Source organism: Sinorhizobium psoraleae (assembly GCF_013283645.1).
In the GTDB taxonomy this organism is placed as follows: Bacteria; Pseudomonadota; Alphaproteobacteria; order Rhizobiales; family Rhizobiaceae; genus Sinorhizobium; species Sinorhizobium psoraleae.
In genome coordinates this window covers 464,046-486,657 of sequence record NZ_JABEKV010000002.1, presented here as the reverse complement: position 1 = coordinate 486,657, position 22,612 = coordinate 464,046, and the positions used below count along the sequence as shown (strand labels likewise).

The 22,612-nt window shown below is 61.2% G+C and carries 23 protein-coding genes; 19 read left to right on the top strand and 4 right to left on the bottom strand.

What is annotated here, in order from left to right; genetic code table 11:
• Positions 1-168: 168 nt before the first annotated feature.
• The 3 genes from ILFOPFJJ_RS11190 to ILFOPFJJ_RS11180 all read left to right on the top strand — a co-directional run bounded on the left by ILFOPFJJ_RS11190 (position 169) and on the right by ILFOPFJJ_RS11180 (position 2,884).
• Positions 169-1,227, top strand: a complete 1,059-nt coding sequence (locus tag ILFOPFJJ_RS11190) for a DnaJ C-terminal domain-containing protein (protein ID WP_173510624.1) — start codon at positions 169-171, stop codon at positions 1,225-1,227.
• A gap of 201 nt (positions 1,228-1,428) precedes the next feature.
• Positions 1,429-2,247 carry an enoyl-ACP reductase FabI gene (gene fabI, locus ILFOPFJJ_RS11185; protein WP_173510623.1) on the top strand — a complete coding sequence of 273 codons (819 nt, stop codon included), beginning with the start codon at positions 1,429-1,431 and terminating at the stop codon, positions 2,245-2,247.
• A 52-nt stretch (positions 2,248-2,299) separates the two neighbouring features.
• A complete protein-coding gene (locus tag ILFOPFJJ_RS11180) occupies positions 2,300-2,884 on the top strand; it encodes a histidine phosphatase family protein (RefSeq protein WP_173510622.1) in 585 nt (194 codons plus the stop codon).
• Between the two features lie 133 nt (positions 2,885-3,017).
• On the opposite strand, the gene ILFOPFJJ_RS11175 is transcribed toward ILFOPFJJ_RS11180, so the two are convergent.
• Entirely contained in the window at positions 3,018-3,278 is a 261-nt protein-coding gene (locus ILFOPFJJ_RS11175) for a DUF1344 domain-containing protein (RefSeq protein WP_173510621.1), read from the bottom strand.
• A gap of 286 nt (positions 3,279-3,564) precedes the next feature.
• On the opposite strand from ILFOPFJJ_RS11175, the gene ILFOPFJJ_RS11170 reads away from it, so the two are divergent.
• From ILFOPFJJ_RS11170 to ribB, 3 genes are all read left to right on the top strand, one after another.
• A complete protein-coding gene (locus ILFOPFJJ_RS11170; protein WP_173510620.1) occupies positions 3,565-6,267 on the top strand; it encodes a bifunctional diguanylate cyclase/phosphodiesterase in 2,703 nt (900 codons plus the stop codon).
• Between the two features lie 224 nt (positions 6,268-6,491).
• Positions 6,492-7,589 (top strand): chorismate synthase, encoded by a 1,098-nt coding sequence (gene aroC / locus ILFOPFJJ_RS11165; protein WP_173510619.1) that lies wholly within the window; start codon positions 6,492-6,494, stop codon positions 7,587-7,589.
• A gap of 18 nt (positions 7,590-7,607) precedes the next feature.
• Positions 7,608-8,708: a 3,4-dihydroxy-2-butanone-4-phosphate synthase gene (gene ribB, locus ILFOPFJJ_RS11160; RefSeq protein WP_173510618.1), complete on the top strand. Its 1,101-nt coding sequence runs from the start codon at positions 7,608-7,610 to the stop codon at positions 8,706-8,708.
• A 73-nt stretch (positions 8,709-8,781) separates the two neighbouring features.
• Here the strand turns inward: ribB and ILFOPFJJ_RS11155 are convergent, their stop codons facing one another.
• Entirely contained in the window at positions 8,782-9,312 is a 531-nt protein-coding gene (locus ILFOPFJJ_RS11155) for an invasion associated locus B family protein (protein WP_173511492.1), read from the bottom strand.
• 355 nt (positions 9,313-9,667) lie between these two features.
• Here ILFOPFJJ_RS11155 and coxB point away from each other — a divergent pair, with 355 nt between their 5' ends.
• The 11 genes from coxB to rnhA all read left to right on the top strand — a co-directional run bounded on the left by coxB (position 9,668) and on the right by rnhA (position 19,013).
• On the top strand, positions 9,668-10,552 hold the full coding sequence (coxB, locus tag ILFOPFJJ_RS11150) for a cytochrome c oxidase subunit II (protein ID WP_173510617.1): 885 nt from the start codon (positions 9,668-9,670) through the stop codon (positions 10,550-10,552).
• Between the two features lie 20 nt (positions 10,553-10,572).
• Positions 10,573-12,261 carry a cytochrome c oxidase subunit I gene (gene ctaD, locus ILFOPFJJ_RS11145; protein ID WP_173510616.1) on the top strand — a complete coding sequence of 563 codons (1,689 nt, stop codon included), beginning with the start codon at positions 10,573-10,575 and terminating at the stop codon, positions 12,259-12,261.
• 98 nt (positions 12,262-12,359) lie between these two features.
• The gene (locus ILFOPFJJ_RS11140) at positions 12,360-13,316 is read left to right on the top strand and encodes a heme o synthase (RefSeq protein ID WP_173510615.1); all 957 of its coding nucleotides are present in this window, start codon (positions 12,360-12,362) and stop codon (positions 13,314-13,316) included.
• The gene (locus tag ILFOPFJJ_RS11135; RefSeq protein ID WP_173510614.1) at positions 13,316-13,456 is read left to right on the top strand and encodes a cytochrome c oxidase system small membrane protein; all 141 of its coding nucleotides are present in this window, start codon (positions 13,316-13,318) and stop codon (positions 13,454-13,456) included. Before ILFOPFJJ_RS11140 ends, ILFOPFJJ_RS11135 begins: the two co-directional genes overlap by 1 nt.
• A gap of 11 nt (positions 13,457-13,467) precedes the next feature.
• Entirely contained in the window at positions 13,468-14,073 is a 606-nt protein-coding gene (locus tag ILFOPFJJ_RS11130) for a cytochrome c oxidase assembly protein (RefSeq protein WP_173510613.1), read from the top strand.
• Between the two features lie 64 nt (positions 14,074-14,137).
• Positions 14,138-15,016 carry a cytochrome c oxidase subunit 3 gene (locus ILFOPFJJ_RS11125; protein ID WP_173510612.1) on the top strand — a complete coding sequence of 293 codons (879 nt, stop codon included), beginning with the start codon at positions 14,138-14,140 and terminating at the stop codon, positions 15,014-15,016.
• Between the two features lie 77 nt (positions 15,017-15,093).
• Positions 15,094-15,477 (top strand): DUF983 domain-containing protein, encoded by a 384-nt coding sequence (locus ILFOPFJJ_RS11120; protein WP_173510611.1) that lies wholly within the window; start codon positions 15,094-15,096, stop codon positions 15,475-15,477.
• Positions 15,470-16,246: an SURF1 family protein gene (locus tag ILFOPFJJ_RS11115; protein ID WP_173510610.1), complete on the top strand. Its 777-nt coding sequence runs from the start codon at positions 15,470-15,472 to the stop codon at positions 16,244-16,246. Before ILFOPFJJ_RS11120 ends, ILFOPFJJ_RS11115 begins: the two co-directional genes overlap by 8 nt.
• A 238-nt stretch (positions 16,247-16,484) precedes the next feature.
• Positions 16,485-17,495: a 4-hydroxy-3-methylbut-2-enyl diphosphate reductase gene (ispH, locus tag ILFOPFJJ_RS11110; RefSeq protein ID WP_173510609.1), complete on the top strand. Its 1,011-nt coding sequence runs from the start codon at positions 16,485-16,487 to the stop codon at positions 17,493-17,495.
• A gap of 79 nt (positions 17,496-17,574) precedes the next feature.
• Positions 17,575-18,555 carry a homoserine kinase gene (locus tag ILFOPFJJ_RS11105; protein WP_173510608.1) on the top strand — a complete coding sequence of 327 codons (981 nt, stop codon included), beginning with the start codon at positions 17,575-17,577 and terminating at the stop codon, positions 18,553-18,555.
• Positions 18,552-19,013: a ribonuclease HI gene (gene rnhA, locus ILFOPFJJ_RS11100; protein WP_173510607.1), complete on the top strand. Its 462-nt coding sequence runs from the start codon at positions 18,552-18,554 to the stop codon at positions 19,011-19,013. The genes ILFOPFJJ_RS11105 and rnhA overlap by 4 nt, the downstream gene beginning before the upstream one ends.
• A 161-nt stretch (positions 19,014-19,174) precedes the next feature.
• Here the strand turns inward: rnhA and ILFOPFJJ_RS11095 are convergent, their stop codons facing one another.
• A complete protein-coding gene (locus tag ILFOPFJJ_RS11095; RefSeq protein ID WP_173510606.1) occupies positions 19,175-19,660 on the bottom strand; it encodes a redoxin family protein in 486 nt (161 codons plus the stop codon).
• A 73-nt stretch (positions 19,661-19,733) separates the two neighbouring features.
• The gene (locus ILFOPFJJ_RS11090; RefSeq protein ID WP_173510605.1) at positions 19,734-20,582 is read right to left on the bottom strand and encodes a protein-disulfide reductase DsbD domain-containing protein; all 849 of its coding nucleotides are present in this window, start codon (positions 20,580-20,582) and stop codon (positions 19,734-19,736) included.
• A gap of 165 nt (positions 20,583-20,747) precedes the next feature.
• Here ILFOPFJJ_RS11090 and ILFOPFJJ_RS11085 point away from each other — a divergent pair, with 165 nt between their 5' ends.
• The gene (locus ILFOPFJJ_RS11085) at positions 20,748-21,353 is read left to right on the top strand and encodes a YqgE/AlgH family protein (RefSeq protein ID WP_173510604.1); all 606 of its coding nucleotides are present in this window, start codon (positions 20,748-20,750) and stop codon (positions 21,351-21,353) included.
• A gap of 112 nt (positions 21,354-21,465) precedes the next feature.
• Positions 21,466-22,524 carry a zinc-binding metallopeptidase family protein gene (locus ILFOPFJJ_RS11080; RefSeq protein ID WP_173510603.1) on the top strand — a complete coding sequence of 353 codons (1,059 nt, stop codon included), beginning with the start codon at positions 21,466-21,468 and terminating at the stop codon, positions 22,522-22,524.
• Positions 22,525-22,612 lie beyond the last annotated feature (88 nt).

Genomic DNA, 22,612 nt, shown 5'->3' with positions numbered 1-22,612 from the left:
CTGCGACCAGTCCGCTCGCGCCAATCCTGCATCCGCCGACTAACCGATATTTAGCAACTTCTCCAGATCATCGTCGGGAGAAGAAAGCCGCAAGCCCGGCCTTCGCCGGGGACGAGCTACAGGCGAACACCGGGAGAGGCTGCCGGTCGGAGAAGATGGTGACAAACCATGCGTGATCCCTATGCAATTCTCGGCGTGCGCCGCAATGCCGGGCAGGATGAGATCAAGGCCGCTTGGCGATCCGTAGCCAAGGCCGTCCATCCCGACCACAACCAGGACGATCCCCTGGCGACGCAGCGCTTTGCCGAGGCGGGCAAGGCTTACGAGCTCCTGCGCGATCCGGTGCTGAGAAGCCGTTACGATCGCGTTCGCCGTGAGGCCGAGCTGCGCCGTATGGAAGCGATGAAGCAGAAGATGCGTGGACCGGAGCCTGCCGAGGAGCCGATCGACGCCGAAACGGCGGAAGAAGCGATTTCGCGTATCTTCGGCGTTGAACCGCAGGCTGCCTCTGCTTCCTCGAAGCCGAAGCCGGCGTCCGCGCGCCCGGCCGACAAGGGCGAACCGCCGGCGGATATGAGGCCGGAGGCGGCCGCTGAACCGAAACGGGAGGAATCGTCGAGGTTTGACCCGTTGGTCGTCCGGCGCTCCGCTGCACCGGCGGCGGATCTGGTCGCCGCGATCGTGCGGCGAATTCGTGGCCGCGTCGCAAAGACCGCCGAGAAGGTTCCGGACCTGGCGATCGACGTCGATGTCAGCATCGAGCAGATCATCAATCGCGCCCGGGTGTCGGTCGAGCTTCCGGATGGCGAGACCGCGAAGCTTTCCATTCCGTCGGGTGCGATCGACGGCCAGAGCATCCGGCTGAAGGAACAGGGCTACCGCGTGACGGGCATGGCGCGCGGCGATGTCGTGGCGACATTGCGGGTCAATCAGGAAGGGGCGTTTCGCACGCAAGGTCTCAACCTCGTGACCACCTTGCCACTCGACCTTCAAGATGCCGTATTGGGCTGTGAAACTGCCATCGAAACGCCTAACGGGCCCGTGGCGGTCACCGTTCCCGCCTGGTCGGGGTCGGACAAGTTGATCCGGATTGCCGGCGCGGGGTTGCGCGGTGCGGATGGAGAGGCCGGAGATCTGCTTGTCGAACTACGGCTGATGCTTCGCGAAAAGCCGGACGACAAGATAACGGATTTGATGCGGTCGTTGCGCCACGGCCTTTATCTGTGACGGTTTTCTGACAAGCTGAACCAATATTACGGGGACTAACAGTTCCTGATCTGCACTGCGCTTGAACCGCTGTGACGGCTATGCCATAGGCAATGCTCGACAATTTGCCGCACCGCACAGGCGCTGGTGCGGCGTCATTGAGATTCATGAACTCTCGCACCGGCGGCGGCCGGTGCAGGCAGACAGTATTGGGGACATTCCATGGCTCAGGCATCGGGTCTGATGAATGGCAAGCGCGGCGTCATCATGGGCGTCGCAAACAACCGCTCGATTGCGTGGGGCATCGCGAAGGCTTGCTCGGAAGCGGGTGCTGAAATCGCACTGACCTGGCAAGGCGACGCGCTCAAGAAGCGTGTCGAACCTCTAGCGCAGGAACTTGGTGCCTTCATGGCTGGCCACTGCGATGTGACCGACCTTGCAACGATCGATGCCGTTTTCTCGACGCTCGAAGAGAAGTGGGGCAAGATCGACTTCGTCGTGCATGCCATCGCCTTCTCCGACAAGGATGAATTGACGGGGCGTTACCTTGATACGAGCCGCGACAACTTCGCGCGTACGATGGATATTTCCGTCTACTCCTTCACGGCCGTCGCCGCACGCGCCGAGCGCATCATGAACGATGGCGGCTCGATGCTGACGCTCACCTATTACGGCGCCGAAAAGGTCATGCCGCATTACAACGTCATGGGCGTTGCCAAGGCAGCGCTCGAGGCGAGCGTGCGTTATCTTGCAGTGGATGTCGGCAATCGGGGGATACGCGTCAACGCGATCTCGGCCGGCCCGATCAAGACGCTTGCCGCATCCGGCATCGGCGACTTCCGCTACATCCTCAAGTGGAACGAGTACAATGCGCCACTGAAACGTACGGTCTCGATAGAGGAAGTCGGCAATTCGGCCCTCTATCTGCTCTCCGATCTGTCGAGCGGCGTCACCGGCGAAGTGCACCACGTCGATTCCGGCTATCATACGGTCGGCATGAAGGCTGTCGATGCGCCGGACATTTCCGTTCTCAAGGACTGATTTCCTTTGTTGATGTGACGGCGGTGGTGACAGCTCGCCCGGAGTGAACGCTGTGCTCATCTACATGGTTCGGCATGGGCAAACGGATTGGAATGCCGAAAGCCGCCTTCAGGGACAAAAGGACATTCCCCTCAACGATACCGGTCGCCGGCAGGCGACCGAGAACGGCTTGGCTCTGAGGGAGATCCTCGGGCCTGAAGCCAACGGTTTCGATTTCGTTGCCAGCCCGCTCGGCCGCACACGCGAGACCATGGAACGCCTCAGATACGCCATGGGGCTCGATCCGGCTTCCTATCGCATCGACGACAGGCTGAGGGAAGTCTCCTTCGGTGACTGGGAAGGCTACACCCTGCCCGAATTGAAGCGCCAGGTACCCCAGCGGATCGCCGAAAGGCGCGTTGCCAAATGGGATTTTATCCCGCCCGGCCAATATGCCGAAAGCTACGAGATTCTGTCATGGCGCGTGGGCGCCTGGTTGAACGACGTGACGCAACCGACCGTCTGCGTCAGCCATGGCGGCGTCATTCGCGCGTTGTTCAAGCTTCTTGGGGAAATGAGTGCCGACGAAGCGGCAACTTCCGCCATTCCGCAGGACCGTCTGCTGAGGATAGCCGACGGCGCGATCGGCTGGGTCTAAAGCAATTCCGGAAAATGTGTGCAACGGTTTTTCCGTCCGGAATTGCCTAATCCAAAAACTTGGATCTACTCCACGCCTCAAGGCGACGCCAGGCGTGCCTCCGAAAGGCCCGCGCTTGTGCGGACAGGATTGCTCACTGGACGATTTCCAGATCGTTGATGACGCGTTTGCCGTCAATCTCGGTGTAGAAGACGAGCACTTTTACGCCTGCCTCGAGACCTTCGAAGTTGAACTCCTCGGGCGCCTGGTAGCTCTTGCCATCGTCTAGCGAGAGGCTAAGGCGATCGGTGTCGACACTCGTGATCACCGCCTCCACGTCGGCGCTTTCGGCATGCACGGAAAGCGGCGAAAGCAAGCCTGCAGTGGCCATGAGCGCGGCAATGACAAATCGCATTCTTCCTGCCCTCCTCAATGATTCCGCGAATATATTTGTCATCACCATTTGATCCCCGATTGTGGCAAAAGTTGCCTTGTACCGTAGCTTTAGCGCGCATGTCGGCTGGTTGTGAACTGCGCGGCCGGCGAGCGAAGAGTGGACGCCGGAGCGGACAATTTCAAGCCGGCGGAGCCGATTGGCCGCCGGGCCGACTGCCGTCTCGGCCACGTTTTCCAAGGAAATTTTTGCGAAAGCCAATCTTAAGATTCCAAGGCTACCGTGCACCGGGGATTGGGGAAAACAATTGAAGATTATCGTCGCTCTGCGCCGCCGCATCCGTGCGATTGCCAACTTTGCGAAGCCATCGCTCGTTCCGGCGGTGATCGCGGGCGCGGTCGTCTTCATCGGCGGCAATATCTATGAGCGGCAGAATCGCGAGAACTTTCGCGAAGACCTGAAGATCGACGTCGAAAACGAATTGAATCTGATTGCTGGCCGTTTCCGCGCGGAATTCAACGCCAATATCGCCGCGCTCAATGGGCTGGCCAACGGGCTCGCCGTCCAGCCGGAGACGACGTCGAGCGATTTCAGCAAACTGGCGGCGAAGCTGCTCTTGCAAAACCCGCAGTTGGTTCGCGTTTCCGCGGCGCCGGCGGGCGTCGTCACGATGACCTTTTCGCAGGATCGCCAACAATCGTTCGTCGGCACGGATCTTGGCCGATTTCGAGCGATGCGCGAGGCACTCGACCGTGCGTCCTCGACGGCAAAACCCGTGGTCGTCGGACCAGTCAGCCTGCCAAACGGCCGAACCGGCTTCGATGTCTTCGTGCCCGTCTTCTCGAATGTCGGCGGACGAGCCTCGTTCTGGGGCTTCGTCGAGGCTGTCCTCGACGAAGAGGCGCTTTATCGGTCGGCGCGCCTGCGTGAGGAAGGCGTGGAAATGCCGGAGGGCGACCATAGGCGCGTTCCTATTGATCTGGCCATTCGCGATATCTCGGTCAGCGACAATGTGATGGAACCGTTCCTCGACGAAACCGGGGTTTTCCTGAGGTCTCCGGTCGTCCGCGAGCTGCATCTGCCCGGCGGCGTATGGGAGTTGGCCGCGGCTCCCGCAACCGGCTGGGCCCAGGAACCGGAGAACAGCGGCGAAATCAGGCTTGCGACCATTGCCGCGGTCATGGTCGTCGTTGTGCCCATTCTTGTCACCGGCGGCCTCGTGAACGAGCGTCAGCGCAACATAGCCAAGCTGAAGGCGCGCGAAAGCGAAGTGATGGCCCTGTCGCATCGTCTCAACCTGGCCCTGGATGCGTCGAAGATCGGGATCTGGGAAATCGACATTGCCACGCAGGAACGAACCTGGGACGACCGGATGTTCCACCTGCATGGACTAACCGGTGGCGATCCCACTCATGAGAAATGGCGTGCGACCGTGCATCCTGACGACATCGCTGCTGTCTCCGCCGCCTTGTTCCGCAGCCTGGACGAAGGGCTTGAATATCGCTCGCAATACCGGGTCATGATGACGGATGGCTCCATCCGCCACCTGCGCCATGTGGGCTCGGGCCATGAGGGGGCCGACGGCCGGGCGAAGATCACCGGTATAAGCTGGGACGTCACCGACGATGTGCTGATGACCGAGCAGCTTAGGGCGGCCAAGGCAGTGGCCGATATGAAGAATGCCGAACTCGCCCACGCGAAGGACCGCATCGAGCACAATGCCCTGCATGATCCGCTGACGGGGCTCGGCAATCGACGAATGCTCGACGAGACGCTGGAGCAACTCTTCGCGGCAAGCGTCGAAAAGTCCGAACGCGTCGCCATCCTCCATATCGATCTCGACCGGTTCAAGCAGATCAACGACACGCTTGGCCATGCGGCGGGCGACGCCATGCTTGTTCATGCCTCCGAGATCCTGCGCTTGAACATCTCGGCAGGTGACATCGTGGCGCGCATCGGCGGAGACGAATTCGTCGTGGTAATTTCCGAAGCACCGGACGATGCCGCGCTGGCCGCACTATGCGACCGCATCATTGCCCAGATGCGCCAACCGGTCGATTACGACGGGTTCCCCTGTCGCTTCGGCGTCAGCATCGGCGTTGCCGTGGCGCGTCGCTCCGCGGCCGATGCGCGCAAGCTGCTCGTCAACGCCGACATCGCGCTCTATCGAGCCAAGGAAAGCGGGCGCAACCGCTACCAGTTCTTTACGCAGGCACTGCAGGCCGAAGTGGTGACCAACAAGCGGATCGCCGACGAAATACTGGAAGGGATCGAACGCGACCAGTTCGTGCCATGGTACCAGCCGCAGTTCGACGCCTCGACGCTCGCGCTCTCCGGCGTCGAGGCGCTGATCCGTTGGCAGCATCCGCGCGAGGGGATTCTGACGCCGGACCGGTTTCTGAGGATCGCCGAAGAGCTGAACGTGACCGCCACGCTCGATCGCGTGGTCCTGCAAAAGGCCCTTGCCGACCGGATGCTCTGGGCCGCGGCCGGTCTCCGGGTGCCGAAGATTTCTGTCAACGTCTCGGCCAAGCGCCTGCAGGAAAGGGATCTGCTCGCCTCGCTCGAGGGGCTAAGCATCACGCCCGGCCAGATTTCGTTCGAACTGGTGGAGTCCATCTTTCTCGACGAAAGCGACGACATCGTCACGGCCAATATCGAAGGGATCAAGAAACTCGGTATCGATATCGAGATCGACGATTTCGGCACCGGCCACACCTCGATCGTCAGTCTGCTGAAAATCAAGCCGAAGCGGCTGAAGATCGATCGCCAGTTGGTCGCCCCTGTACTTGGCGCCCGAACGGAGCAGGCGCTCGTGCGCTCGATCATCGACATCGGCCGCTCTCTTGGCATCGAGACCGTCGCCGAAGGCGTGGAAACCATGGCGCATGCGGAAATGCTCGGCATTCTCGGTTGTGATCTTCTGCAGGGCTACGCCTTTTCGAAGCCGTTGAGCAGCGAAAGCTTCCTCGCCTTTGCGACAGAGCGCGGGTTTCGCCTCGCCTCGTGATCGATTCAAGGGCAAAAGCACATCTGCGCTGCGGAGGTCTTTTCGCTTCGGCGGCTTTTCACTACGGCGCCGTGTGCCTTCTTCGGACGCACAAAAGGTCGCTGTAGCACTTTGATTTGCTGCGTGTTCTTATCCTTAAATCGGTTCCGATTTAACGTAACATGCAGTAAGAGAGGGCGCGCGCGTGTTTTCCCGCGTGTGGTTGTCAGCATTCGGTTCTCGTCATGTCGCACAATAGCTTCGGTCACCTCTTCCGCGTCACCACTTGGGGCGAAAGCCATGGGCCGGCGCTCGGCTGCGTTGTCGACGGATGCCCGCCCGGCATTCGCTTCACGCTGGCCGAAATCCAGGCCTGGCTCGACAAGCGCAAGCCCGGGCAATCCCGCTTCGTGACCCAGCGCCGCGAGGACGACCTGGTCAAGATTCTGTCCGGGGTGATGTTCGACGAGGACGGCGAGACGATGATCTCGACCGGCACGCCGATCTCGATGATGATCGAGAACACCGACCAGCGTTCCAAGGACTATTCCGATATCGCCAAGCGTTACCGTCCGGGCCACGCCGATTATACATATGATGTCAAATACGGTATTCGCGACTATCGCGGCGGCGGCCGCTCTTCGGCGCGCGAAACGGCGGCGCGCGTTGCGGCCGGCGGCATCGCCCGCAAAGTGGTGCCCGATCTGGTCGTGCGCGGGGCGCTCGTCCAGATCGGCAAGCACAGGGTTAATCGGGCCAACTGGGACTGGGCCGAGGTAAACAAGAACCCGTTCTTCGCCCCGGACTCGGCGATCGTTCCCGTCTGGGAAGAATATCTCGACGGCATCCGCAAGGCCGGTTCGTCGATCGGCGCGGTCGTCGAAGTGGTTGCCGAGGGCGTACCTGCGGGTATCGGCGCACCGATCTACGGCAAGCTCGATCAGGACATCGCCTCCAACCTGATGTCGATCAACGCGGTCAAGGGTGTGGAGATCGGTAACGGTTTCGGCGCGGCGGAGATCAGCGGCGAGGAGAACGCCGACGAGATGCGCATCGGACCCGGCGGCGAGCCGGTTTTCCTGTCCAACAAGGCCGGCGGCATCCTGGGAGGCATCGCGACGGGTCAGCCGATTGTTGCACGTTTCGCGATCAAGCCGACGTCATCGATCCTGACCGAACGTCGCTCGATCGATAGCGACGGCAATGAAGTGGATGTCCGCACCAAGGGCCGCCACGATCCTTGCGTCGGCATCCGCGCCGTACCGATCGGCGAGGCAATGCTTGCCTGCACGATTGCCGACCATTATCTGCGCGATCGGGGCCAGACTGGACGGCTGAAGTAGTTTGCGGGGAGTATCTTGATGTCCTATGACCAGAAGCGCGTCGTTGACGCCATTCGCGCCTTCGAGGCCGGCGAGATCGTCGTCGTCACCGATGATGGTGGCCGTGAGAACGAGGGCGACCTGATCGTCGCAGCGGTGCATTGCACGCCCGAGAAGATGGCCTTCATCGTCCGCCATACCTCAGGCATTGTCTGTGCGCCGATGCCGCGCGAAGAGGCAAAGCGCCTCAATCTGAATGCGATGGTGGCCGAGAACGACTCCGCCCATACGACGGCTTTCACCGTTTCGGTGGATTTCAGGCATGGAACCACCACCGGCATATCGGCCGACGACCGGACGCTGACCGTGCGGAACCTGGCCAATCCGAATATCGGAGCAGCAGATTTCGTCCGCCCGGGCCATATCTTTCCGCTGGTGGCCCGCGAGGGCGGCGTGCTGATGCGTTCGGGTCACACGGAGGCGGCCGTGGACCTCTGCAGGCTCGCGAGCCTCCCCCCGGTCGGCGTCATCTGTGAACTCGTCAATGACGACGGCTCCGTGATGCGCGGCCCGCAGGTCGAAAGCTTCGCCGAGAACCATGGCCTCAAGCAGGTGTCGGTCGCGGATCTGATCGCCTACCGCCAGCGCAAGGAGACGCTGATCGAGCAGGGCAATTGCTTCGAGATCGATACGCCTTACGGCAAGGCGAAGGGCCACACCTATTCGCTGCCCTGGGATCCGATGCAGCACCTTGCCGTCGTCTTCGGCGACATTCGCGACGGCGTCGACATCCCCGTTCGACTGCATCTCGAGAATGTGGGTGCGGATGTTTTCGGCAGGGACCGTCAGGTCGATGCGATCATGAAGCGCATCGCCGGGGAGGGCAGGGGCGTCATCGTCTATCTGCGTGAAGGTTCCGTCGGCGTCGGCGTTTCGCAAACGGCGCGGAAGGGCAAGCACGATCGCGAGGATCACTCGGAAGCCCAGGCGCGCGAAAGCGAATGGTTGGAAATCGGTCTCGGCGCACAGATCCTGAAGGATCTCGGCATTACCTCGATCCGCCTCATCTCCTCGCGCGAGCGCCATTATGTCGGCCTCGAAGGTTTCGGCATCAAGATTGCCGCAACCGATATTCTGTAACGAACAGTCGTTATACCACCGCAAAAAAGCCGCGCTGCAAAGCGCGGCTTTTTAATCTTCGATGCTGCCCCGATCAGGGCAGGGCGTCGTAACCCTCGCCAAAACCCTTGAGGTCGACCGGGATCCCGATGCCTTCTTCCGGCGACTGGAAAACGATGAAGGTTGCAGTCGCGCCGGCGCGGAAGGTCTTCAGGAGTTCGTCCTCGAGCACGACTTCAGCGTAGCAGCCGTCGGAGAAGCAGCGCACGAAATAGGCGCGACCGATATCCTTGCCATCGACATTGAGACCGAGACCGTTCGGTAGAAGCACGCCGAGCGGCGCGAGAACGCGGAGGATCTTCGCCTTGCGGTCGGCGGTTTTCAGAACCACGACCGAAAGGCCGACTTCCGGCCTGTCCTCGGCGATAACGTTCTGCATAAGCGCGCATTGCTCAGCAGAGGCTCCAGCCGGCTGATCGCAGACGATCGACCAGGCGCCGTGGTTTGACTTCACCGTTCCAGGCGTTCCGCCGGATTGCTGGGCCAGGCTTACGGCAGGGAATATAAAGGTGGCAATTCCGAGCGCGGCAAGAACCGGCAGCCGGGAGAAGAGGGACAGGCCCATGTAAACCTCAAAACGTCGAATCATCAGGGCTATTCTTGATGCGCGCGAAGATAAATGAAAAGCCCTGCTGGCTACATTCCAGCGCCGTATGGCGGAAATGGGGCCTCCGCCCTGGGGAGGCTCCGGATCGCTCGGCGGCGGCCTGGCGGTTCCACGAGCCGGGACAGGCCTAACCCAATTTGACGGCGGGCGCGAGGGGCGCCCATGTGAAAAGCTGCCTTTGTGCAAAAATGCCGCACGGGGTTGGTTGGACAGATGTTGCGGCGCTGGTCAAACTGTGGTTTGAAGCGCTGCAGTATCGCAGGGATTCTGCGTTTCGGTTTGATCCTGATCAAGCGCATTGGGGAGACACATTGTGAAAAACAAGGCTTATGCAGTTCTGGCAGCGCTTGCCTGTCTGCTTTTTGCTTCGAGCGCCTTTGCTGACAAGCCTGTCGAATGGCAGACGAGTCTTCAGACGGCCGCGACCGGCATCATGGAAGAAATCACGTGGTTTGAACGTTACACACTGTGGTTCATCATCCCGATCACGCTATTCGTTCTCCTCCTGCTGATTGTCGTTGTGGTCAAATTCCGCGAAGGCGCCAATCCGGTTCCTTCCAGAACCAGCCACAACACCGCGATCGAAGTTCTCTGGACCGTCGGTCCGGTTATCGTTCTGCTTTTCCTCGCTATTCCGTCCTTCCAGCTTCTGACCGCGCAGCTGACGCCGCCGCAGAACCCGGATCTGACGGTCAAGGCGACCGGCAACCAGTGGTATTGGTCGTACGAATATGAGGTCGGTGAAAATCCGCTTTCCTTCGACAGCCTGCTGATGAAGGAAGAGGATCGCGCGAGCCTCGGCAAGGAAGACAAGACCCAGTACCCGCGCCTTCTCGCCGTCGACAACGAAGTGGTCGTGCCCGTCGGCAAGACAGTCCGCATGCTCGTGACGGCTGCCGACGTCATCCATGCCTTTGCCATGCCGGCTTTCGGTGTGAAGATCGACGCCGTCCCTGGTCGGCTCAACGAAACCTGGTTCAAGGCTGACCGCGAAGGCCTCTATTATGGTCAGTGTTCCGAGCTCTGCGGCAAGGATCACGCCTACATGCCGATCGCCATTCGCGTTGTCGCGCAGGATAAATACGACGCCTGGCTCGCCGCCGCTGCAACCAATATCGGCGAAGCGAACAAGGCGCTCATGGCGTCCATCGACGGCACGGCCAAGACCGTTGACGTCGCCGCAAACGCCGCACAGTAATCGGAAGGGGAGCTTGACCCATGGCTGGAACAGCCGTTCATCACGATCACCGGCATGATCATTCCGATCATGCCCATGCCGACCATGCGCACAAGCCTCTGAGCTTCTTCCAGCGCTGGTTCCTGTCGACCAACCATAAGGACATCGGTACGCTCTACCTGCTGTTCGCGATCGTCGCCGGCATTATCGGCGGCACGTTGTCGATCTTCATGCGCGCCGAGCTGCAGGAGCCGGGCATCCAGATTTTCCATGGCCTGGCCCAGATGGTCTACGGCTTTGAGGGCGATGCTGCCATCGATGGCGGCAAGCACATGTTCAACGTGTTCACGACCGCGCATGCGCTGATCATGATCTTCTTCATGGTCATGCCGGCGCTGATCGGCGGCTTCGCCAACTGGATGGTGCCGATCATGATCGGCGCGCCGGACATGGCCTTCCCGCGCATGAACAACATCTCGTTCTGGCTGATCGTGCCGGCGTTCCTGCTTGTCCTGCTTTCGATGTTCGTGGAGGGGCCGGCCGGTGCCTACGGTGCCGGCGGTGGCTGGACAATCTATCCGCCGTTCTCGACCTCCGGCATGCCTGGACCCGCGATGGACCTCGCGATCCTCGGCCTTCATATCGCCGGCGCGTCGTCGATCCTCGGTGCGATCAACTTCATCACCACCATCCTTAACATGCGCGCTCCGGGCATGACGCTGCACAAGATGCCGCTCTTCGCCTGGTCGGTCCTGATCACCGCCTTCCTGCTCCTGCTCTCGCTGCCGGTTCTGGCAGGCGGCATCACCATGCTGCTCACCGACCGCAACTTCGGCACGGCATTCTTCGCGCCGGAAGGCGGCGGTGACCCGATCCTGTTCCAGCACCTGTTCTGGTTCTTCGGTCATCCGGAAGTGTACATCCTGATTCTGCCGGGCTTCGGCATCGTCAGCCACATCGTCTCGACCTTCTCGCGCAAGCCGATCTTCGGCTATCTCGGCATGGCCTACGCCATGGTCGCGATCGGCGCTGTCGGCTTCATCGTGTGGGCGCACCATATGTATACGGTCGGCATGTCGCTCGACACGCAGCGTTACTTCGTCTTCGCGACGATGGTCATCGCGGTCCCCACGGGCGTGAAGATCTTCTCCTGGATTGCGACGATGTGGGGCGGTTCGATCCGCTTCACGACGCCGATGGTCTGGGCGATCGGCTTCATCTTCCTCTTTACCGTCGGCGGCGTCACCGGAGTCCAGCTCGCCAATGCCGGTCTCGACCGTGCGCTGCATGACACCTACTACGTGGTCGCTCACTTCCACTACGTTCTGTCGCTCGGCGCCGTATTCGCGATCTTCGCCGCCTGGTACTACTGGTTCCCGAAGATGACCGGCTACATGTACTCGGAGTTCGTCGGCAAGCTGCATTTCTGGGTCATGTTCATCGGCGTGAACCTGGTCTTCTTCCCGCAGCACTTCCTCGGCCTCGCAGGCATGCCGCGCCGCTACATCGACTATCCTGACGCTTACGCCGGCTGGAACATGGTGTCGTCCTACGGCTCCTACATCGCCGCTGTCGGCGTGCTCATCTTCCTCTTCGGCGTCTTCGAAGCCTTCGCGCGCAAGCGCGTTGCCGGCGACAATCCGTGGGGCGAGGGCGCGAACACGCTCGAATGGCAGCTCTCGTCGCCGCCGCCGTTCCACCAGTGGGAACAACTCCCGCGGATCAAGTGACGGGGAACGAACAGAAGCCGCCGGTTCCGGCGGCTTCACACCGCCGGCCCGCCGGCAGAATGCGGCTGTCACCGCCGCAGCAGTTTCAAGGACGAGACATGACGCTCATGGACAATCACGAAGCAGTCGGCATGGAAGGCGCACCGCGCCTGTCCGAGGCCTCTGCGCGCGATTATTTCGAGCTTCTGAAACCGCGCGTCATGTCTCTCGTCGTCTTTACAGCCTTTGCCGGGCTCGTCCTTGCGCCAGGACAAATTAATCCGTTCATCGGCTTCATCGCCATCCTGTGCATCGCCGTCGGCGCCGGGGCCTCCGGTGCGCTGAACATGTGGTACGACGCCGATATCGATGCCGTGATGAGCCGCACGGCCAAGCGTCCCATTCCCGCCGGCAAGATCCTGCCTGAGGAGGCGCTCGCCTTCGGCCTGACGCTATCAGCATTTTCCGTGATCATCCTCGGGCTCGCCGTCAATTGGCTCGCAGCCGGGTTGCTCGCCTTTACGATTTTCTTCTATGCCGTCATCTACACCATGTGGTTGAAGCGCTCGACGCCGCAGAACATCGTTATCGGCGGTGCTGCCGGAGCCTTCCCGCCGATGATCGGCTGGGCCTGCGTGACGGGCGGCGTATCGATCGAAAGCATCGTGCTTTTCCTCATCACCTTTCTCTGGACGCCGGCCCATTTCTGGGCGCTGGCCTTGTTCAAGATGCGTGACTATGGTGCCGTCGGCGTGCCGATGATGCCCAATGTCTGCGGTGAGGCGACGACGAAGAAGCAGATCGTCATCTACGCCGTCTTGACCGCTCTTATCGGCATCTGTCCCACCTTCCTCGGCTTTGCGAGCCTTGGCTACGGGGCGTTCGCCACTGCCATGGGCCTGGGCTTCGTCTGGTATTCAATCGCTGTCCTGCGCATGCCCGAAGGAGATGAGAGAATGGTCCCGGCCAAGAAACTCTTCGCCTTTTCGATTGCCTATCTCTTTGCGATCTTCTCGGCCCTGGTGGTCGATCACATGATCGCCCAGATCTGGCTCAACGCCGGAGGTATCGCCTGATGGAAACCGTCAAACTCAGCGAAGCACAGCGCAAGTCGCGGCGCGGCCGCAACATCGCTCTTGGTCTGGTGCTCGCCGGTCTCGTCGCACTTTTCTATGTCGTTACGCTGATCAAGTTCGGCAACGGCATGGTTCATTAAGAAGGCCACGCATGACCAACGCCCCGCAACCGACCCGGAAAGAGCGCGCAAACGGCGTGATCGTCGGCACATGCATCGCCTTCGTGGCGGGCATGGTGGGCATGGCCTATGCCGCGGTGCCGCTCTATGACATGTTCTGCCGGGTGACGGGCTATAACGGCACGACGCAGCGCGTCGAGCAGGCCTCGGACATCATCCTCGACGAGAAGGTCAAGGTTACCTTCGACGCCAACACGGCGTCGGGTCTGCCTTGGGAATTCAAGCCCGTCCAGCGCGACATCGACGTCAGGATCGGCGAGACCGTGCAGGTCACCTATCGGGCGAAAAATCTATCGTCCAAGCCGACGACCGGCCAGGCGACCTTCAACGTGACGCCGATGGCGGCCGGCGCCTATTTCAACAAGGTGCAATGCTTCTGCTTCACGGAAACGACCCTGCAACCCGGCGAAGAGATGGAGATGCCAGTCGTCTTCTTCGTGGACCCGGAGATCGTCAAGGCGGTCGAGACCAAGGGCATCAAGACACTTACGCTGTCCTACACCTTCTACCCCCGCGAGCCGTCCAAGCCGGTCGCCGGAATGAAGGCTAAGACGGGCGAAGCTGAGAACAAACTTTGACAGAGCGCCTGTTTCGGCTATGCCGGGCGGGCGACAAGAGAAAGACCTATCGGGGATTACTGACATGGCCGATGCGCATCAGAAGAATCACGACTACCACATCATCGACCCGAGCCCGTGGCCGCTGCTCGCCTCCATCGGCGCCTTCGTCATGGCTGTCGGCGGCGTAGGCTTCATGCGCTACGCCTCCGGTGGTTCGTTCAAGCTGTTCGGTGCGGAACTTGCCAATCCCTGGGTCTTCTTCATCGGCCTGGCGCTCGTGCTCTACACCATGTTCGGCTGGTGGTCGGACACGATCAAGGAAGCAAATGAAGGACATCATACCCGCGTCGTGTCGTTGCACCTGCGCTACGGCATGATCATGTTCATCGCTTCGGAGGTGATGTTCTTCGTGGCCTGGTTCTGGGCCTTCTTCGATGCGAGCCTCTTTGCAGGCGAAGCGATCCAGGCGGCGCGCACGACCTACACCGGCGGCGTCTGGCCGCCGAAGGGTATCGAGGTCCTCGATCCGTGGCACCTGCCGCTCTACAACACCGTCATCCTGCTTTTGTCCGGCACGACCGTGACCTGGGCACACCATGCGCTGCTTCACAATGACCGCAAGGGTCTGGTCTACGGCCTGACGCTGACGGTTCTGCTCGGCGTCCTGTTCTCCTTCGTCCAGGGCTATGAATATGCGCATGCGCCGTTTGCCTTCCGGGACTCCATCTACGGCGCAACCTTCTTCATGGCCACGGGCTTCCACGGTTTCCACGTGCTCGTCGGAACGATCTTCCTGCTGGTCTGCCTGTTGCGGGCAATGCGTGGCGACTTCACCGCGAAGCAGCATTTCGGCTTCGAAGCCGCCGCCTGGTACTGGCACTTCGTTGACGTGGTCTGGCTGTTCCTCTTCTTCTCCATCTACATCTGGGGCAGCTGGGGTGCGCCGGTCGCCCACGGCTAAGGGCCGGCGAAGGTGCATTGAGTTCGGGGGGCGGCCTGCGGAAAATGCGGCCGCCCCTTGCATTTGGAGGTTGAACAATGACTGACGACAAGGCGCTCTATCCGCCGGTCGATCCGATCATGACCGGCATCAAGGGGCACTGCCCGCGCTGCGGCCAAGGTCAGCTCTTCGACGGTTTCCTCAAACTGCGCCCGGCTTGCAGCAATTGCGAACTCGACTATCGCTTCGCCGATTCCGGCGACGGGCCTGTCGTCTTCGTGATTCTGATCGTCGGCTTCATCGTCGTCGGAGCGGCGCTGTGGATGGAGGTCAACATCAACCCGCCGCTTTGGCTGCACTTCCTGCTCTGGATACCGCTCGCGACGGTGCTTAGCCTTGCGTTGACCCGGATACTGAAGGGCGTGCTGATCAATCTGCAATACCGCAACAGCGCACGTCCGGGTGAAATTGACCGTGGTTGAAGAACGCAAGCGGGTGCCTCGCGGCCGCCTCGGCGGGATTGCCCGCCTTCTCCTGGTGGTCGCTGCTCTCGGCGTACTTGTGTCGCTCGGCACATGGCAGATGCAGCGGCTTCAATGGAAGGAAGGGTTGCTGACCGCGATCGCCGAGCGGCGCACTGCGCCCCCGGTCTCGCTCAAGGAAATCGAGACGATGGCCGCCGCCGGCGACGATATCGACTATCGCACGGTGCGCGTGTCGGGGGTCTACGACCACGGCAAGGAGCGTCACTTCTTTGCGACCCACGAAGGCCGCACCGGCTATTATGTCTTCACTCCGCTGATACTCGATGACGGCCGTGCCCTGTTCGTCAATCGCGGCTTCGTGCCGTTCGAGAAGAAGGACGCATCGACACGTCCCGAGGGGCAGGTTGCCGGAACGGTAACGGTGAATGGACTCGCCCGCCCGAGACTTCTCGAGAAGCCTTCCTCGCTCGTTCCCGACAACGATATCGCCAAGAACATCTTCTACTGGAAAGATCTCGATGCCATGGCGGACGCGGCGGGCATTGCGACCGAGCGGATCGTTCCCTTCTTCGTGGACGCGGATGCCTCCGGAAATCCCGGCGGTCTGCCGACCGGCGGCGTCACGCAATTCGATCTGCCGAACAACCACCTGCAATATGCCCTTACCTGGTACGGCCTCGCGGCCGCGCTCGTGGCCGTGAGCGGCGTCTACCTCTATCGGCGCAGACGGCAGCCCACCCGGGAAAACTCTGCCCCGCACGTCTGAGCCGAGGCATCACCGGCGCATGCAAGCCTTCGCGTGACCCCATCCGGAGGAACGGCACGGCACTCTCACGGTCCCCGCCTCCCGCCGGGTGCGGCTTTGCTTGGATATAAGTGTTCTTCCTTGTGTGTGCGGTCGTTGCCGCTATATATGGCCCATGGTCGGTCGAGCCCCGCATGTCTTGAGGCGGGGCTTGCCCGGCGATATTCGCGCTCCTGTTTGTCCTACCGATTCGTGACTCATGGCCTCATCCGCGGCAGCAAAATCTCCGATTACCATTCGCCTCTGCGGTCCGCGCGGCTTCTGCGCCGGCGTTGATAGGGCGATCCAGATCGTCGTGCTGGCGTTGAAGGAGTTCGGCGCGCCAGTCTACGTTCGCCACGAGATCGTGCACAACCGCTATGTTGTCGAAGGGCTCGAAGCCAAGGGTGCGATCTTCGTCGAGGAACTTGACGAGATCCCGCCCGAGCATCGCAAGCAGCCGGTCGTCTTTTCGGCCCATGGCGTTCCGAAGTCCGTGCCGGCGGATGCGGACGAGCGCAATCTCTTTTATCTCGATGCCACCTGCCCGCTTGTCTCGAAGGTGCACAAGCAGGCGATGCGTCACCATCGGCTGGGACGCCATGTCGTGCTCATCGGCCATGCCGGGCACCCGGAGGTCATCGGCACCATGGGGCAACTGCCCGAAGGCGCCGTCTCCCTTGTCGAGACCGTCGAAGACGCTGATGTCTACGTGCCGCCGGACCCCGATAATCTCGGATTCGTGACCCAGACGACACTGTCGGTGGACGATACCGCCGGCGTGATCAAGCGGCTCCACGAGCGCTTCCCCAATCTGACGGCGCCGGCTGCCGATTCGATCTGCTACGCGACCACGAACCGTCAGGAGGCGGTCAAGCAGGCGGCGCCGGGCTGCGACCTGTTCCTGATCGTCGGCGCCCCGAATTCATCCAATTCCAAGCGCCTCGTCGAAGTGGCGCTCAGGGCCGGGGCAAAAAAATCTGCGCTGGTCCAGCGCGCGTCGGAAATCGACTGGGAAGCGATCGGGGATATCTCTACAGTCGGCCTGTCCGCCGGCGCGTCTGCGCCGGAAGTCATCGTCAACGAAATCATCGAGGCGTTCCGCGAGCGTTATGACGCGAGGGTGGAGCTTGCCGATACGGTCGAGGAAAACGAGAACTTCCTCGTCAACCGCGAGCTGCGCCACGTCGAACTGACCGCCGCCGACATGGCTTTCGTCAACGGCGAATAAACCGGATCATGAAGGTGTGCGGTCTCGCGCCGCAGCCCGCTGCATCCTACCCGACTTGCGTTTCTGAAAGTGGCGAGCCTTGGCAGTTTATACCGACATCACGGAAGACGATCTGATCCGTTTTCTGGCGGCCTATGACGTGGGAGCCCTGACCTCTTACAAGGGCATTGCGGAAGGCGTCGAAAATTCGAACTTCCTTCTCCACACGACCGAGGGCTCCTATATCCTCACGCTATATGAAAAGCGCGTGAACGCGGACGACCTGCCGTTCTTCCTGGGTCTGATGCATCATCTTGCCGAAAGGGGGCTGTCCTGCCCGCTGCCGCTGCCGCGCGCGGATGGCAAGCTTCTGGGAGAATTGTCCGGCCGTCCGGCTGCGGTGATTTCCTTCCTCGAAGGCATGTGGCTGAGAAAGCCAGAGGCGCGCCATTGCCGCGAGGTCGGCCGCGCGCTCGCCGCCATGCATGTGGCCGGCCAGGATTTTCCCTTGAAGCGCACCAACGCGCTTTCGGTCGGTGGCTGGCGTCCGCTCTGGCAGAATTCGGAGGCCCGTGCCGATGAGGTGCAGGCCGGCTTGAAGGACGAGATCGCCGCGGAGTTGAGCTATCTGGAGGCACATTGGCCGAAGGACCTGCCGGAGGGCGTCATTCATGCGGATCTCTTCCCGGACAACGTCTTCTTCCTTGGCGATCGTCTGTCGGGTCTCATCGACTTCTATTTCGCCTGCAACGATTTCCTCGCCTATGACGTCGCCGTCTGCTTGAATTCCTGGTGCTTCGAGAAGAACGGCTCCTACAACATAACCAAGGGCATGGCGCTGCTGGCGGGCTACCAGAGCGTACGAAGGCTGACGGAGGAAGAAGTGGCCGCCCTGCCGCTGCTTGCGCGCGGGTCGGCCTTACGCTTCTTCCTGACGCGTCTCTATGATTGGCTGATGACACCAGCCGGTGCGCTCGTGGTGAAGAAGGACCCGCTCGAATATCTGACCAAGATCCGCTTCCATCGCACCATCCTGTCGAGCGCCGAATACGGCCTCACGCGCGAAGGGGCATCGGCATGAAGCACGTCGATATCTTTACCGACGGTGCCTGTTCTGGAAATCCCGGCCCAGGCGGCTGGGGCGCCGTGCTTCGCTACGGCGACGTCGAGAAGGAAATGTCCGGCGGAGAGGCCGAGACGACGAACAACCGCATGGAGCTGCTCGCCGCGATATCGGCATTGAACGCGCTGAAGCAACCCTGCGAGGTCGACCTTCACACGGACAGCAAATACGTCATGGATGGCATTTCCAAATGGATTCATGGCTGGAAGCGCAACGGCTGGAAGACCGGAGACAGGAAACCGGTGAAGAATGGCGAACTTTGGCAGGCTCTGGATGAGGCGAGGGGCCGCCACAAGGTGACCTGGCACTGGGTCAAGGGTCATGCGGGACACCCGGAGAACGAACGGGCGGACGAACTCGCGCGCAAGGGCATGGAACCGTTCAAGAAGTCGCGCCGCCCGGATGCGGTGCAGTAGAAACGGGCCGTACTGGCCCGGGCAGGAAATTGCCCCTCACCCTAGCCCTTTCCCCACACGCGGGGAGAGGGGACTGGGAGGGTGCCGCTTGACCCTTCGCCCCGCTTGCGGGGAGAAGGTGCCGGCAGGCGGATGAGGGGATCTTTTGGCCGCGCTTCAGATCAAAGCTGTTCCAGCATCGTGGCGGCGCCCGAAACCGTCGCCTGGCCCGGGGTTTCCTCGACGTTCAGCGCCTTTACCACGCCGTCTTCGACGAGCATCGAATAGCGCTTGGAGCGGATGCCGAGCGTCCCGGCCGACAGGTCGATATCCATGCCGAGCGCCTTCGTGAAGGCGGCGTTCCAGTCCGAAAGGAAATGGATTTTGCCCATGCCACCGGACGAGGTTGCCCAGGCGCCCATGACATGCAGGTCGTTGACCGCGACCACGGCAATATCGTCGACGCCGCGGGCAAGGATTGCATCGCGGTTTTCGAGATAGCCGGGAAGGTGATTGAGCGAGCAGGTCGGCGTGAAGGCACCCGGCACGGCAAAAAGAACGACGCGCTTGCCTTTGAACAACTCGTCCGTCGTCACCTCGACCGGGCCGTCGGCAGTCTTTTCCTTGAAGGTTGCGGTGGGCAGTTTGTCTCCGACGGAAATAGTCACGTTTCTCTCCCTGATATAAGCGAGGTTCGGTGCGATGGGAGCGACCGAACGCGTGAGGGACTATAGGTCGCCATCAATCAAAGGCAAGGGTCGTTTCCATGCTCCGGCTGCCGGCGCGCACGGTGAGGGCGATCGGCTTTCCCTTGATGCTCTTGTCCTTGCCGGAGAGCTTTACCGGAATATCCGCCGTGCGGTGAGCGCCCGTTTCGGCGCCGAAAACCGGCTCGCCGAAGCTCACGCCGGAGGGGCCGGCAAGAAAGAAATCCGGCCGGTCCGCGCTTGCCTCCGGAGGCAATTGAAGGCGGAGCCGGATCGCTCCAGCCTCTGCGTCAAAGCTCGCCGCCGTGACCTTGAAATCGGCTGATGGGGCTTGCGGCAAAGCGGCGACGGCGTCGGCGATGCGTGCTCCATCGAGCGGATTGTCGAACTCGCCTTTCTTCAGCACGAGGTCCAGTTCGCCCTGGACCGGGATGCAGATGTCCTCGCAGATGCCTAGGAACACGGAGGCTCGGATGGCGAGGTCGCCATCGTCGCGCGTCCTCTTCAGCACCAGCGGGAAGGCGACCGGCGTGTCATAGCCGACATAGCGCGCCGGTCCTTCACCGAACATCTGCGGCGCGGGGAAACGGATAGCCTCGAGAACGACGCCGGAAGAGGGATCTATCGCAATCTGCGGTGGTATGCCGCTTGCGCCCGGATCCCGCCAATAAGTCTTCCAGCCGGGCTTGAGCCTGACCTCGAGGATAGCCGGAATTGTGCCGTCCGCTTTGGGCTGAGCGGCGACGAGACGGATCATGCCGCCGGCCGATGTTACCCAGTCGCTGGCGGCCGCATAGGTTTTGGCTGGAAGAAAAAATAAGAGCAGCAGGCTTGCCGTGGCGATGCGTTGGGCCATCTTCTCTAGTGTAGGGCGCTTGGTCATAGGCTTAGCATTATAGTTCTTCGACCCATGTCGCCAGTCGCCCGGGCGTATGCCGACGATCATAATCGCTTGATCGGTACGCTTGAGCGTCGTACGTGCAAATTTTCGCAGCCGCCACGTAGAGGCGCTTTTCATTTCGCGGCGAATTGGTAGGCTATCTCCATTATGGCGACAACGGTGCTGCATAAGACACGCGAACGTGGGTTCCTTGACGGTCAATTCCTGATCGCCATGCCCAGTATGTTCGATTCCAATTTTGCCCGCACCGTCATCTTTGTCTGCGCCCATTCAGAGGATGGGGCTATGGGCTTCGTCCTCAACCGCCCCCAGCAGCTGACCTTCCCGGATGTCCTATTGCACCTGCAGATTCTCGATGAGGAGGAGGCGATCCGTCTGCCCCCAACGACACGGGACTTTCAGATACAGGCAGGCGGTCCCGTCGAGACCGGACGAGGCTTCGTGTTGCATTCCGACGATTATCTCAGCGACTCCAGCATTCCCGTCAGCGACGACATCTGCCTGACGGCGACGCTCGATATCGTCAGGGCCATTTCGCGCGGCGAAGGACCGCTCAAGGCGACTATGCTGCTCGGTTATGCGGGATGGGGTCCCGGTCAACTCGAAAGCGAAATCGCTCAGAACGGCTGGCTGACTTGCCCTGCGCGCGAGGAGCTCATCTTCGACCGCGCCTTGGACGAGAAGTATGACCGGGCGCTTGAGCTGATGGGCGTCAGCTCCGCCATGCTTTCCACGGACGCCGGCCACGCCTGACGGTGAACTGGTCGCACTGCCGGCCTCGGGGAACCGCTACAGCCTTGTTTCGTTATCGAGTGCAGCTTTCGCTTATGGCGCAAGCGTCGTTAACCGTGCAGCCGGTGTCTCAATGAAGCTCTTCCAATGTAGCAATTGTGGCCAGCCGGTCTTTTTCGACAACCGTGTCTGTGTCGCCTGCGGCGGCCAACTCGGCTTTCTCCCCGAAAAGAGCGCAATGTACACTGTGGCGCCGGCCGACGGCGGACTCTGGCAAAGTGCTGCGCTGCCGGATAGAAGCCTGCGTTTCTGTGCCAATGCGGCAACCGATGTTTGCAACTGGATGCTGACCGACGCGGAGGCGGGCCCCTATTGCGCAGCATGTCGTCACAACCGGATCGTGCCCGTGACCGACAGGCCCGAAGGGCTGCGGCGATGGCGGCGCATAGGGCAGGCGCAGCGGCACCTCTTCTATTCGCTGATCCGGTTGAACTTGCCGCATCCGGATCGCAGTGAGGATCCGGAAGCCGGTCTCGTTTTCGACTTTCTCGCAGACGAGCTTGATGGCGCCGGAAACATCGTCCCGGCGATGACCGGATACGAGGGCGGTGTGATCAGTTTGCGCGCCGCTGAGGCCGATGACGAGACACGTGAAAGTATCCGGGTGTCCATGCACGAGCCCTACCGGACCTTGCTTGGGCACTTCCGCCACGAGATCGGACACTTCTACTGGGCTCAGCTTGTTCGTGGCGACCAGGCGCTGGTGGCAAAGGCGCGAGCACTGTTCGGCGACGAGCGCCAGGACTATGCGGAGGCGCTGCGGCGAAACTATGAGCACGGTCCGCCCCCGGACTGGCAGGACCGCTTCATTTCCACCTATGCAAGCTGCCATCCAGCCGAAGATTTTGCGGAATGCTGGGCGCATTATTTCCACATCGTGGATACGCTGGAAACGGCACGGGCCTTCGGTCTCTCGACCGATCCGCACCATCGAGGGATGGCAGCCGAAGTGGACTTCGACCCCTATGCGGCGCAGGACGCGCAGGCACTCGTCGATGCTTGGATACCGCTCAGCGTTGCGCTGAACAGCATTCAACGCAGCATGGGCCAGCCGGACAGCTATCCTTTCGTGCTGTCGCCGCCGGTGATCGAAAAGCTCGGTTTCATCGGGAAGTTGATACACACAAGGTGACGCGCCTAGAGCGCCGTGCGTTCAAATGAAGGCACAAAGGACGCTCTAGCACTTTGATTCTAGAGCATCTTATCCGCTTTCCGTGATT

Excerpts from the sequence above, each read along its gene's own strand:
- ILFOPFJJ_RS11090 (WP_173510605.1), bottom strand. The coding sequence starts at position 20,582 with ATGACCAAGCGCCCTACACTAGAGAAGATGGCCCAACGCATCGCCACG.
- ILFOPFJJ_RS11175 (WP_173510621.1), bottom strand. The coding sequence starts at position 3,278 with ATGCGATTTGTCATTGCCGCGCTCATGGCCACTGCAGGCTTGCTTTCG.
- ILFOPFJJ_RS11120 (WP_173510611.1), top strand. The coding sequence starts at position 15,094 with ATGACTGACGACAAGGCGCTCTATCCGCCGGTCGATCCGATCATGACC.
- ctaD (WP_173510616.1), top strand. The coding sequence starts at position 10,573 with ATGGCTGGAACAGCCGTTCATCACGATCACCGGCATGATCATTCCGAT.
- rnhA (WP_173510607.1), top strand. The coding sequence starts at position 18,552 with ATGAAGCACGTCGATATCTTTACCGACGGTGCCTGTTCTGGAAATCCC.
- ILFOPFJJ_RS11190 (WP_173510624.1), top strand. The coding sequence starts at position 169 with ATGCGTGATCCCTATGCAATTCTCGGCGTGCGCCGCAATGCCGGGCAG.
- aroC (WP_173510619.1), top strand. The coding sequence starts at position 6,492 with ATGTCGCACAATAGCTTCGGTCACCTCTTCCGCGTCACCACTTGGGGC.
- ribB (WP_173510618.1), top strand. The coding sequence starts at position 7,608 with ATGTCCTATGACCAGAAGCGCGTCGTTGACGCCATTCGCGCCTTCGAG.
- fabI (WP_173510623.1), top strand. The coding sequence starts at position 1,429 with ATGGCTCAGGCATCGGGTCTGATGAATGGCAAGCGCGGCGTCATCATG.
- ILFOPFJJ_RS11140 (WP_173510615.1), top strand. The coding sequence starts at position 12,360 with ATGACGCTCATGGACAATCACGAAGCAGTCGGCATGGAAGGCGCACCG.
- ILFOPFJJ_RS11080 (WP_173510603.1), top strand. The coding sequence starts at position 21,466 with ATGAAGCTCTTCCAATGTAGCAATTGTGGCCAGCCGGTCTTTTTCGAC.
- ILFOPFJJ_RS11130 (WP_173510613.1), top strand. The coding sequence starts at position 13,468 with ATGACCAACGCCCCGCAACCGACCCGGAAAGAGCGCGCAAACGGCGTG.
- ILFOPFJJ_RS11125 (WP_173510612.1), top strand. The coding sequence starts at position 14,138 with ATGGCCGATGCGCATCAGAAGAATCACGACTACCACATCATCGACCCG.
- ispH (WP_173510609.1), top strand. The coding sequence starts at position 16,485 with ATGGCCTCATCCGCGGCAGCAAAATCTCCGATTACCATTCGCCTCTGC.
- ILFOPFJJ_RS11085 (WP_173510604.1), top strand. The coding sequence starts at position 20,748 with ATGGCGACAACGGTGCTGCATAAGACACGCGAACGTGGGTTCCTTGAC.
- ILFOPFJJ_RS11155 (WP_173511492.1), bottom strand. The coding sequence starts at position 9,312 with ATGGGCCTGTCCCTCTTCTCCCGGCTGCCGGTTCTTGCCGCGCTCGGA.
- ILFOPFJJ_RS11135 (WP_173510614.1), top strand. The coding sequence starts at position 13,316 with ATGGAAACCGTCAAACTCAGCGAAGCACAGCGCAAGTCGCGGCGCGGC.